The organism is Lacisediminihabitans sp., from assembly GCF_036404185.1.
In the GTDB taxonomy this organism is placed as follows: domain Bacteria; phylum Actinomycetota; class Actinomycetes; order Actinomycetales; family Microbacteriaceae; genus Lacisediminihabitans.
In genome coordinates, this window is sequence record NZ_DASWPB010000050.1 from 1 (window position 1) to 11198 (window position 11198).

Below are 11198 nucleotides of genomic sequence, written 5' to 3' on the forward strand. Positions count from 1 at the left end.
GGTGGTCACCGCCCTGTATCGCCGTTATCGGCCAGAGACTTTTGCCGAGCTCATCGGCCAGGCTCAGGTGACCGATCCGCTGCGGACGGCACTGCGCAACGACCGGGTCAACCACGCCTATCTGTTCAGCGGACCGCGCGGCTGCGGCAAGACCACCTCCGCGCGCATCCTGGCCCGCTGCCTCAACTGCGCCGAGGGCCCGACGGATACCCCGTGCGGCGTCTGCCCGAGCTGCATCGAGCTGGGCCGTGACGGCGGCGGCTCGATGGACGTCGTGGAGATCGATGCCGCCAGCCACAACGGCGTCGACGACGCCAGAGACATCCGGGAGCGGGCCGTGTTCGCGCCGGCCCGCGATCGGTACAAGATCTTCATCCTCGACGAGGCGCACATGGTCACGCCACAGGGCTTCAACGCGCTGCTCAAGATCGTCGAGGAGCCGCCGGAGCACGTCAAGTTCATCTTCGCGACGACCGAGCCGGAGAAGGTCATCGGCACCATCCGCTCGCGGACGCACCACTACCCGTTCCGGCTCGTGCCGCCCGCCCAGATGCTGGAATACGTGCAGCAGATCTGCGACAGCGAGAAGGTCGATGTCGAACCCGGCGTGCTGCCGCTCGTCGTGCGGGCCGGTGGCGGATCGGTCCGCGACACCCTGTCGCTGCTCGACCAGCTCATCGCCGGCTCGGAAGGGTCCTCCGTGCAGTATGAGCGTGCGGTCGCCCTGCTCGGCTACACGCATGGCGCTCTGCTCGGCGAGGTGATCGACGCCCTCGGTGATCGGGATGCCGCGGCCGCCTTCACCTCGGTCGATCGCGTCATCCAGACCGGCCAGGACCCTCGTCGTTTTGTCGAGGACCTGCTCGAGCGTCTGCGCGATCTCATCATCGTCAGCGCGACCTCCGACGGCGCGGCCGCGGTGCTCCGGGGCATCCAGCAGGACGAGCTCGATCGGATGGCCGTCCAGGCCGCCCGCTTCGGCACCGCCGAGCTCAGTCGCGCCGCGGACGTGGTCAACGCCGCGCTCACCGAGATGACGGGGGCGACCTCGCCACGGCTGCACCTGGAGCTCATGATCGCCCGGGTGCTCGTTCCGGCCAGCGACGAGTCGGAGCGTGGTGCTCTTGCCCGCGTCGAGCGGCTCGAGCGGCGGATCGGCGTGGAGAGCCCGGATGCCTCGGCGCGCCAGCCGGCGTCGGCCCGCCAGCCTGCGTCCAGCCAGCTTGAGCCGGCCCAGTCGACCCCCGCGCCTCGGCAGCAGGAGACGCCGCGACGGCAGGAAACGCCGCGCCCGCCCGCCACCGAGCCAACAGTCACCGAGCCAACTGGCGCGGTACCGAGTGCCACCGCACCAACAACCACCGGGCCACGTGTCACGGAGCCAACTGTCGCGGGGCCAACTGTCACCGCGCCATCAGCCACCGAACCGACGGCTCCGGCCGGGTCATCCGTTCCCGTGGAGCCCGCGGAACCGACCGTTCCGGCAGCGCCCGGTCCGGCCGTGCCCGGTCGGGGTGCGCCCGAGCCGGCCTCGGTTGTGCTTCCGCCTGCGCCGGTCGGCGAACCCGTCACCGAGATCAAGCCGGTCACCCTGCAGCAGGTGAAGGACGCGTGGCCCGAGATCCTCGAGGCCCTTGAGAAGGCCAAGCTCACCGCCTGGATGGTCGTGTACACGGCCAAGCCGCTGGAGCTGCGCGATGGCGGTGTGCTTGTGCTGTCGTTCCCGAGCCAGAACGACGTCGACACCCTCAAACAGCGGGCCGCACCCGGCGAGGGGGTCGCCGATTACTTCAAGCAGGCGGTCTTCGATGTGCTCGGTTTCCGCCCCCTGCTCATCGCCAAGGTCGAGGCGCCCCCGGCTTCGGCTGTCGCTTCCGCACCCGGGGCGATCGTTGACGAGCCGCCGGAGCCGACCGAACCCGATGTCGAGCCGCCCGTTCCCACCGGAACGACCTGGGTCACCGCCGTCGTGACGGATTCCGAGCCGGAGACGAAACCCGCGTCGACTCGCGGACCGGCGTCGACGCCAGCGACCGCTTCGGCGTCCAGCGGCGCCTCCACGACCGCCCCCGCCGGGCCAGGATCCTCGACCGAGCCCGCCGCGGATGCCTGGTATACCGGACCCGCTGCGACCGGTCTTCCCGCCGCGACCGGTCTTCCTGATGCCCCGTCGGGTGCCTCTTCGAGCGGCTCTCGAGGGACAGCATCGAGCACCGTTTCGAGCACCGCCTCGATCGCGCCCGTCGATGCCGCAGCCGAGGCCAAACCGGCGCCCGTCCCGTCCAAGCCGCTGGTGGCATCCGATCCCGCCGAGAAGCAGAGATACGGCGAGGCAGTCGTGCGGGAGATCCTCGGTGCGAGCTTCATCGAAGAGCAGACCGTCACGCCGCGCGTGAAGCCCAGGGACCAGTAACCATGTATGACGGTATCGTCCAGGAACTCATCGACGAGCTCGGCAGGCTGCCCGGAATCGGTCCGAAATCGGCGCAGCGGATTGCCTTCCACATTCTGCAGACCGAGTCCTTCGACGTGAGCCGGCTCTCCGAGCTGCTGCGCGACGTCAAGGAGAAGGTGCGGTTCTGCGACATCTGCGGCAACGTCACCGAACAGGAGACGTGCACCATCTGCCGCGACCCGCGGCGTTCGCCCGCCACGATTTGCGTGGTCGAGGAGGCCAAGGACGTCGTGGCGATCGAGCGCACCCGTGAGTTCAAGGGCCTCTATCACGTGCTCGGCGGGGCGATCAGTCCGATCGACGGCATCGGGCCGGACGATCTGCGCATCCGTCAGCTCATGCAGCGGCTCGCCGACGGCACCGTGACCGAGGTCATCATCGCCACCGATCCGAACCTCGAGGGGGAGGCGACGGCGACCTACCTGTCCCGGATGCTCATGCACCTCGACCTGCGGGTCACCCGTCTCGCCTCGGGTCTGCCCGTCGGCGGCGACCTCGAGTACGCGGACGAGGTGACGCTGGGGCGGGCGTTCGAGGGCCGTCGACTCGTCGAGAACTAGCTGTCTCGTCGAGAACCGATCGTGGCTTCTCGCGCCGGTTCGCGCGGCGAGGTCGGTCTCATTCCTCCGGTGCGAACAGCACCAAGCCAGCGTCGGTGGTGCCCGACAGAATCAGGTCGGCCAGGAGTTCGCCGACCTGCGGTCCCATGGTGAGCCCCGCGGCGCCGAAACCGGCGTTAACGAACAACCCGGGAGCGTGCGTCACCGCGCCGATGACGGGCCGGCCGCTCGCCGACAGCGGACGCAGGCCGACACGCGTCTCGATGACCGTGGCATCCGCGAGGCCCGGTGCCAGCCGCAGGGCATCCTGCAGAACCCGGAGCTGGCCGCCCGCGGTCACTCGGGCGTCGAAACCACTGCCGGTCTCCCTGGTCGCGCCGACGGCGATCCGGGAGTCGTCGAAAGCCACCAGATAGTGGCTGTCCAGAGGGAGCACCGACGGCCAGGCGGAGGTGTCGACACTCGAGAGGCGCAGATGGGTAATCTGGCCGCGCTGTGGCTCGATCGGCAGGTGCAGGCCCAGAGAGCCGAGCAACTCGGTGCTCCAGGCGCCGGCGGCCACGACGATGGCGTCCGCTTGCAGACGATCTCCGTTCACCAGTGCGACGACGGATCCGCCGCCGGTACCTTCTCCGTTCAGCAGTGCTTCGACCGATCCGTCGCCGGCGCGTTGGACCCGAGCGGTGCCGGCGACCGAGACCGCGCCGAGGCGAGCGGCCCCCTCCAACAACGCCGAACGTAGGACGCGACCGTCGACCCGTGCGCCGCCGGCGATGTGCAGACCGGCCAATCCCGGTGCCAGCGGGGGAAAGAGCTCTCTGGTGGCGGCCGCGTCGAGCCGAGTGATCGCCCCGACGCTCGGCGTATCGATCGCTCGGTGCCGTACCCGTCGTTCCACCTCGTCAAGCCCGGCGGGTTCGGAACTGACGACCAGAGAGCCGGTCCTGCGATAGCCGGTGTGGTGGATGCCGAGTTCGGCGAGGTGTTCGATGAGGGTGTCGTAGTAGGCGGCGCCCCGCGCATATAGCTCGTAGAAGGGACCGTCGGCGTGCGAGCTCCAGGGCTGCAGGATCCCCGCGCTCGCGGCGGTCGCCTGCCCGTCGTGGCCGGATTCGACGATGGTGACCTGGGCGCCCCGTCGGGCAAGTGCGAAGGCGGTGCTGGCGCCGGCGATTCCCGATCCGATGACGATGATCCTGTGTGTTGTGCTCCCGTGCGTTGCTGCCCCGTGTGTCATAGTCCTGTCCTTTTCGGCCCGTCCCGGCGGCCCCTTGCTCGCAAGGTGCTCGATGGTGCCCTGGTCGCTTGCAAGGTGCTCGATGGCACCCCTGTTGCTCGCACGGGCTCGACGACATTCTTTCTCGCTTGTCTGACGCTCCTCGCCCGACCCTCCTCGCCCGACCTCCTCGTCAACCCTCCCAGTCTGAACGCCCTCGTCCCGCCGCGCCTCTTCGCGGCTCGTCGCGATGCTGGGTCCCTTGCCGTGCTCGACCCGCCGCCGTACCCGGCGCGAATACGGGGGATGAATAGAATGGGTCGGGCTTGTACCCATTCCATGATCCAGGAGATTCCCGTGAGCTTGATCGTACAAAAGTACGGTGGCTCGTCCGTCGCCGATGCGGAGAGCATCAAGCGGGTCGCCAAGCGCATCGTCGAGACCCGTAAGGCGGGTAACGAGGTGGTGGTGGTCGTCTCCGCGATGGGCGACACCACCGATGAGCTCCTGGATCTTGCCGGTCAGGTCACCCCGCTCGCGAGCGGTCGTGAACTCGACATGCTGCTCACCGCCGGTGAGCGGATCTCGATGGCCCTGCTCGCGATGGCGATCAAGAGCCTCGGTCAGGAGGCGCGCTCCTATACGGGCAGCCAGGCAGGTCTCATCACGGACGAGAAGCACGGCAGCGCGCGCATCGTCGATGTGAAACCGGCCCGCGTCCGAGCCGCCCTCGACACCGGGGCCATCGCCATCGTCGCCGGATTCCAGGGATTCAACCGTGGCACGGGCGACATCACCACCCTCGGCCGTGGCGGCTCCGACACCACTGCCGTGGCGCTCGCCGCGGCGCTCGGTGCCGATGTCTGCGAGATCTACACGGATGTTGATGGTGTTTTCACCGCGGATCCTCGGGTAGTCGCTTCTGCTCGCAAGATCGACAAGATCACCAGCGAGGAAATGCTGGAACTCGCGGCGGCCGGAGCGAAGGTGTTGTACATCCGGGCGGTGGAATACGCCCGTCGTCATGGCGTTACGCTTCATGTACGGTCCTCGTTCAACAACAACGAGGGCACCCTGGTGGTCAACCCGAAGGATGGAGAAACCGTGGAAGAGGCGGTCATCGCCGGTGTCGCTGCCGACCTGAGCGAAGCCAAGATCACGGTGGTCGGGGTGCCGGATATTCCGGGCAAGGCCGCCCAGATCTTCACCATCGTCGCCACCACGGACTCGAACATCGACATGATCGTGCAGAACGTGTCCGCGGCCTCCACCGGTCTCACCGACATCTCCTTCACCCTGCCCAAGTCCGAGGGTGCCAAGGTGCTCAAGGCTCTGGACGACAACAAGGCGGAGACCGGCTTCGATTCGCTGCAGTACGACGACCAGATCGGCAAGCTCGCTCTGGTCGGTGCCGGAATGCGAACCAATGCCGGCGTTTCGGCGAAGCTGTTCACCGCGCTCTTCGAGGCGGGGATCAACATCGAGATGATCTCCACGAGTGAGATCCGCATCAGCGTCGTGACCCGCGCCGACACCATCAATGAGGCAGTACGGGTTGTGCACAGTGCCTTCGGGCTGGACTCCGAGGAGCTGGCTCAGGTTTACGGAGGGACAGGTCGATGACCGCCATGGGAGTCGGAACCACAGGAGTCAGGACCACGGGAGTCAGACCCGAGGGAGTCAGAATCGGTGTCGTCGGGGCGACCGGTCAGGTCGGCGCCGTGGTGCGTCGTCTGCTGGAGGAGCGCAGTTTCCCGGTCGCGGAGATCCGCTATTTCGCGTCCGCTCGGTCCGCGGGCACCACCCTGCCGTGGAAGGGCGCCGAGGTCGTCGTGGAGGATGCGGCCACCGCCGATCCGTCCGGGCTTGACATCGCGATCTTCTCGGCCGGTGCGTCGACCTCCAAGGTTCAGGCACCGCGTTTCGCCGAGGCCGGAGTCCTGGTCATCGACAACTCGTCCGCCTTCCGGATGGATCCGGAGGTTCCTCTCGTCGTGAGCGAGGTCAACCCGCATGCGATCGCCGAGGCGCGCAAGGGCATCATCGCGAACCCGAACTGCACCACCATGGCCGCGATGCCGATCCTCAAGGTGCTCGACACGGAGGCCGGGCTGCAGCGCCTCATCGTCAGCACCTATCAGGCGGTCTCCGGTGCCGGCCTCAAGGGCGGTCGTGAGTTGCTCGAGCAGGCGCGGGCCGCGATCGATCAGGACACGATAGGTCTCGTGCACGACGGCAGTGCGGTCTCGTTCCCCGAGCCGGCCACCTTCCCCAAGACGATCGCCTTCGACGTCGTTCCCTTCGCGGGCAACCTGGTCGACGATGGCCTGTTCGAGACCGACGAGGAGAAGAAGCTGCGCAACGAGAGTCGCAAGATCCTCGAGCTGCCCGAGCTGCTGGTCAGCGGCACCTGCGTGCGGGTGCCGGTCTTCACCGGTCACTCCCTTTCTATCAACGCCGAATTCCGCGATTCGTTGAGCGTCGAGCGGGCGAAGCAGTTGCTCGCCGATGCGCCCGGCGTGGTGCTCACCGATGTACCGACTCCCCTCGAGGCCGCGGGCAAGGACCCGAGCTATGTGGGGCGCCTGCGTCAGGACGAGGGTGTTCCGAACAACCGCGGCCTGGCGCTGTTCATCAGCAATGACAATCTGCGTAAGGGCGCCGCGCTGAACGCGGTGCAGATCGCCGAACTGGTTGCTGCAGAACTCGTCATCGCCTGACCTCGAGCTTCGGATGATCCGGGCGATTCGCCTGACCTCCAGCCTCGGATGACCCGGGCGATTCCGACGGTCCGAGGGCTTCGGATAACCCCGGATCGCCGGCGGGCGGACCGCGGCGATGGTGGAACTCCCGATGGTGGAGTGAGGATGCGCCCTCGGCCGCCGACGTGAGCTGGCGTGTCACATCGAGCCGCGGCTGAGGCGGACGTATCGGGCCAGCCCGTCGTCGCCCCAGCGCGTCAGGCGGACGCCGGAGCGGCAGGTCGCGCCGGATTCCCGGATCGACGTGGGACGTTTGCTGGGCGGGGAGCGGTGGCGTCAGAATGAAGTACCGGATCAAGGAGGAACCGTGTCTGTTGTTGTTGTCGCCATCCTGACGCCCAAGGAGGGCCGTGCCCCGGACGTGCTCGCCGCTCTTGCGCAGGTCTCGCCCCAGGTTCATCGTGAGGAGGGCTGCGAGCTTTATGCGGCGCACGCGAATGAGGAGGGACTCGTTGTCATGGTGGAGCGGTGGTCGAGCGGTGGGGCGCTGCAGACCCACTCGGCGGGCGCGGCGCTCACCCGTCTCGGTGAGCTTCTGACGGATGTCCTTGCCAAACCGATCGAGGTGCACGCATTGCACAACGTTCCTCTGGGCGATCCGGTCAAGGGCACGATCCAGTAGGAGGTTCCGCGGGGCTGCCCCATTCGCTGTCACAGCAGGCTCGCCGTGTGTAGAGCGATGGCCGTACCGGGGTAACCGTCAGGGTGCGTGACGAGGCTGCCCTTGCTGGGCATCGGGATCAATTGCTGTGACGGGTCGATCGTTATGGGCGGGCGCAGACGGTAGTCCGCATCGGTGCGGGTGATCTCCCAGCCGTCGTTGTGAAGTAGGAGGTGATGTCGTCGGCACAGGAGGATCCCGTCGGCGACGTCGGTACGGCCACCATCTCGATACCACTGGTTGATGTGATGAGCCTCGCAGAAAGACGGGGGACGGTCGCAGTCGGGGAAGCGGCATCCACCGTCCCGAACGGTCATCCCGAGGCGTTGTCGTTCGGTGAACAGCCTTTGGGTGCGGCCGACGTTGACGCATTGGCCGTCGTCGTCAAACGCGATAGGAACCATGCCTGAGTTGCACAGGTGACGGTCGACCGTTGTCAGGGGGACCGGGTCGGTATGTCCTTCGAGCCGCCCCGATCCGGAACGGTGGCGCAACGCGTGCTCGGTCACGATCACCCGCACGGCAGGGCGCCGCTTGCCCGGCAGAACCGCGGGGTCGGCATCAACGGCGACATGGAGCAGGTCGATGAAGGCGTCGGCCGCGATCTGTTCGATCGAGCGTTCGTCGGCCAACAGCCTCTCCGCCTCTGCGCGCACGGTCGGGTCTACCGGGCGAGGCCCGCCACGGCGCGGGCTCGTCGCGGCGTGGAGCGCGGACATCAGGAACGCCCCATCCTCCGCGTCGAGCAGGAACGAGCCCCGGATCATGCCATCGGTCTGTTCCCACGCCTTGAAGTACCGTCGGTCGCGCAGCCGTCGCTGACGAGAGGGGAATCCTTCGGCGTCCAGCTGGTCCCGGAGCTGCCGTGCCCGTCGGAGCAGCTGATCGGCGTTGAGCACCGCGCTTGCCGCGATGAGATCTCGCGTCGCGGACAGAATCTCGTCGGCCGGTATATCGGCCTCGATTCGATCGAAACAGGATCGGATGACCTCAACGGCGTCTATCGAGATGCCGCCGGCTGTCAACGCGTGGGCGAGCGCCTCCCGCCAGGGGGCGGCAGGCGGGGGCGAGTCGGTCGGACCATCGGCGTCATGGGAGGGAGAGACCGACGTCGCCAGCATGCCGACGTGGACGAGCTTGGTGGCCTCGGCGTGAGTGCCGCCCGATACCGATTGGATGAGGGCTTCGGGACTCAAATATCCCGTTCGGCGGGCCAGTCCCTGTTGTCCTCGCTCGAAGCCTGATCGGCGCGCGATCTCGCCGGCTATCCAGGTCGCGAAAAGCTGGTTCGCACGCTGATTGAGCGCGACGGCCTGTTGCGCGGCGAGCAGCGCCGAATCGTCCAGCGCCGCGAAGTCGGCAGCCGACGACCCCAAACGTGCCACCGCGTCAGCGGTGGTCCGAAGGTCGTCGGCGGGAGTGGGCATGCATCCATTTTCGCACCTTCGAATGTCTGTTCGAAGAGTTGGAACCCAATCTGTGAGAAAGAAGTTTCCACAAGCGAAGCGAAGCGAGGAGAGGAGAGGAGAGGAGAGGAGAGGAGAGGAGAGGAGAAGGAGAAGAGAAGAGAAGAGAAGAGAAGAGAAGAGAAGAGAAGACAGGACAAGCGAGGCGAGGAACCACAGCTCAGGCCACGGCCCGGACCGACAGTTCCCAGAGTCGTTCGGCGTTGCTCGCGTCGAGGGCGTAGTCCGCAACACCGCTCGTGCGGTCTCCGCCTGTCCACGGCGCGGCCTCGGTCGCGTCCTCGAAGTAGCGCCCACCGATACCGTCCAACAGGGGAGAGGTCGCCACAAACACTGTGGTCGCTGCGCCTTGTTCGATGGTCTTAAAGCTCACAGGACCGCCAGCAGCCACGAATCGACGTAGTTCGTCGTCCAGATGCCGCGCGAGTGGCGTGCGGATATCGCCCGGGTTGAGGGCGTTTGCCGTGATCCCGTGGTCGGCCCACTGATCCGTCGCTGCGACGGCGAACAGAGCATTGGCGGTCTTCGACTGCGCGTATGCGATCCAGGGGTGGTACTCCTTCCTGTCAAAGTTGATGTCGTCGAAATGCAGCGGGGACCACAGATGGGCTCGCGAGCTGACCGAGATGATCCGGCCGCCGGCCTCGGCCAGCGCATCGTGTAGTCCGGTTGCGAGTGAGAAGTGTCCGAGGTGGTTGGTCGCAAACTGCAGCTCCCAGCCGGCGGGAGTTCGGCTCAGTGGCGGAGCCATGATTCCGGCGTTGTCGATGAGAACGTCGATGGGCGCCCTTCCCCAAACTTCCGCGAATCGTCGAACCGAGTCGAGGTTTGTGAGTTCCAACTCCGCGACGGAGACTCGGATGTGGGAAAGGCCGGCGTTGAGTCCGTCGGCGACCGTACTTCCTGCGGCGGTGTCGCGGACGGCGAGGGTCACATCGGCGCCCGCGCCGGCGAGAGTCCTTGCGATCTCGACGCCCAGTCCGGACGCGCCGCCAGTAATGATGATCCGCTTGCCGTGCAGATCCATCCCCTCGATGACGTCGGCAGCAGTCGAGGAGGAGGTGAAGGGAGAAGCGATCCGATTATCAGTCATGCGCTCGACGCTAGAACCTCACATTGATGTCAGATACAAGTTAAAATGTGGTCGTGACGAGAAGCGACGAAGGACCGGCCGCCATGAGGATCGGTGAGCTGGCCCGACAGGCGGGCGTGAGCGTTCGCTCGCTTCGGTACTACGAGGAGCAGTGCCTGCTCACGAGCACGCGCACCTCTGGAGGCTTGCGGGAGTTCGTTGAGCGCGATGTCGAGCGGGTGCGCTTCATCGGCCGCATGTATTCCGCGGGTCTGAACAGCCAGACTGCCGCCGCCATGTTGCACTGCATCGATTCGCCCGAGGCCCAGGTCGCCGAGTCCATCTGGCAGCATCTCGAAGAGCAACGGGAACGGATCAACGCGCGTATTGAAGACCTGCTGCACACTCGGGATGCCCTCGAGCGCATCATCGCCACGAACCGGAGAGACTTCCTCGACCAGAACCTGGGTGCGGGGGCTTCTGGCCGTGAACTGACGATCCCCCTTGTCGAGGAGTTGCGACAGCCACGCCTCGCGTGAGCGGCGGGCACGCTGGGCGATCCGGCTGTCCTCAGCGTGACCGCCGGCCTGGTCTCAGGTCGGATCCCACCACGCGACTTTCCTGCCGTTGTTACCCTGATGGCAGGCGCGACATCCCGATCGCGCGGTGGGGGGAGTCGCGTGGCGCTGCGTGTCCTCCTCGGCGCCTACGCCGCACTCCTGGCGCTCGTCGGTCTCCTGCCGACGCCGGTCGATCGCCCGGCGCACAGATCGCTCGGGCGTTTCGTCGCCTGGTGCGCCGCCCACGGTCTTGGTTTCGTCGACTATGCGCGCATCGAGTTCACGGCGAACATCCTGTGGTTCGTCCCCTTCGGCCTGCTGCTCGGCCTCATCTTCGGTCTGCGCCGGTGGTGGTACGCGCCGCTGCTGTGCCTGGCGGCGAGCGTCGTCATCGAGTCGGCCCAGGGGCTGCTGCTCCCCGAGCGGGTCGCCTCACTGGGGGACGT

The 11198-nt window shown here is 66.9% G+C and carries 10 protein-coding genes; 7 read left to right on the top strand and 3 right to left on the bottom strand.

Annotated features, from left to right (window positions below; all coding sequences use genetic code 11):
* Position 1 precedes the first annotated feature (1 nt).
* Positions 2-2413: a DNA polymerase III subunit gamma and tau gene (locus VGC18_RS02550; protein ID WP_331093899.1), complete on the top strand. Its 2412-nt coding sequence runs from the start codon at positions 2-4 to the stop codon at positions 2411-2413.
* A gap of 2 nt (positions 2414-2415) precedes the next feature.
* Positions 2416-3015, top strand: coding sequence for a recombination mediator RecR (gene recR, locus VGC18_RS02555; RefSeq protein WP_331093901.1), 600 nt, complete (start codon positions 2416-2418; stop codon positions 3013-3015).
* Positions 3016-3073: 58 nt separating this feature from the next.
* Here recR and VGC18_RS02560 read toward each other — a convergent pair whose 3' ends face one another.
* Complete coding sequence (locus VGC18_RS02560; RefSeq protein WP_331093903.1) at positions 3074-4252, bottom strand: FAD-dependent oxidoreductase; 1179 nt, start codon at positions 4250-4252, stop codon at positions 3074-3076.
* Positions 4253-4588: 336 nt separating this feature from the next.
* On the opposite strand from VGC18_RS02560, the gene VGC18_RS02565 reads away from it, so the two are divergent.
* The 3 genes from VGC18_RS02565 to VGC18_RS02575 all read left to right on the top strand — a co-directional run bounded on the left by VGC18_RS02565 (position 4589) and on the right by VGC18_RS02575 (position 7615).
* Complete coding sequence (locus VGC18_RS02565) at positions 4589-5854, top strand: aspartate kinase (protein WP_331093905.1); 1266 nt, start codon at positions 4589-4591, stop codon at positions 5852-5854.
* A gap of 5 nt (positions 5855-5859) precedes the next feature.
* A complete protein-coding gene (locus tag VGC18_RS02570) occupies positions 5860-6951 on the top strand; it encodes an aspartate-semialdehyde dehydrogenase (protein ID WP_331093917.1) in 1092 nt (363 codons plus the stop codon).
* 349 nt (positions 6952-7300) lie between these two features.
* A complete protein-coding gene (locus tag VGC18_RS02575) occupies positions 7301-7615 on the top strand; it encodes a putative quinol monooxygenase (protein WP_331093907.1) in 315 nt (104 codons plus the stop codon).
* Between the two features lie 29 nt (positions 7616-7644).
* Here VGC18_RS02575 and VGC18_RS02580 read toward each other — a convergent pair whose 3' ends face one another.
* Positions 7645-9081 (bottom strand): DUF222 domain-containing protein, encoded by a 1437-nt coding sequence (locus VGC18_RS02580; RefSeq protein WP_331093909.1) that lies wholly within the window; start codon positions 9079-9081, stop codon positions 7645-7647.
* 199 nt (positions 9082-9280) lie between these two features.
* The gene (locus VGC18_RS02585) at positions 9281-10147 is read right to left on the bottom strand and encodes an SDR family NAD(P)-dependent oxidoreductase (RefSeq protein ID WP_331093911.1); all 867 of its coding nucleotides are present in this window, start codon (positions 10145-10147) and stop codon (positions 9281-9283) included.
* Positions 10148-10296: 149 nt separating this feature from the next.
* Here VGC18_RS02585 and VGC18_RS02590 point away from each other — a divergent pair, with 149 nt between their 5' ends.
* Together VGC18_RS02590 and VGC18_RS02595 are read left to right on the top strand one after the other, a co-directional pair.
* Entirely contained in the window at positions 10297-10731 is a 435-nt protein-coding gene (locus VGC18_RS02590) for a MerR family transcriptional regulator (RefSeq protein ID WP_331093913.1), read from the top strand.
* Between the two features lie 141 nt (positions 10732-10872).
* Positions 10873-11198, top strand: a 326-nt coding sequence (locus tag VGC18_RS02595; RefSeq protein ID WP_331093915.1) for a VanZ family protein, incomplete at its 3' end; no start/stop codon positions are given.

Excerpts from the sequence above, each read along its gene's own strand:
- recR (WP_331093901.1), top strand. The coding sequence starts at position 2,416 with ATGTATGACGGTATCGTCCAGGAACTCATCGACGAGCTCGGCAGGCTG.
- VGC18_RS02560 (WP_331093903.1), bottom strand. The coding sequence starts at position 4,252 with ATGACACACGGGGCAGCAACGCACGGGAGCACAACACACAGGATCATC.
- VGC18_RS02570 (WP_331093917.1), top strand. The coding sequence starts at position 5,860 with ATGGGAGTCGGAACCACAGGAGTCAGGACCACGGGAGTCAGACCCGAG.
- VGC18_RS02580 (WP_331093909.1), bottom strand. The coding sequence starts at position 9,081 with ATGCCCACTCCCGCCGACGACCTTCGGACCACCGCTGACGCGGTGGCA.
- VGC18_RS02585 (WP_331093911.1), bottom strand. The coding sequence starts at position 10,147 with ATGGATCTGCACGGCAAGCGGATCATCATTACTGGCGGCGCGTCCGGA.
- VGC18_RS02590 (WP_331093913.1), top strand. The coding sequence starts at position 10,297 with ATGAGGATCGGTGAGCTGGCCCGACAGGCGGGCGTGAGCGTTCGCTCG.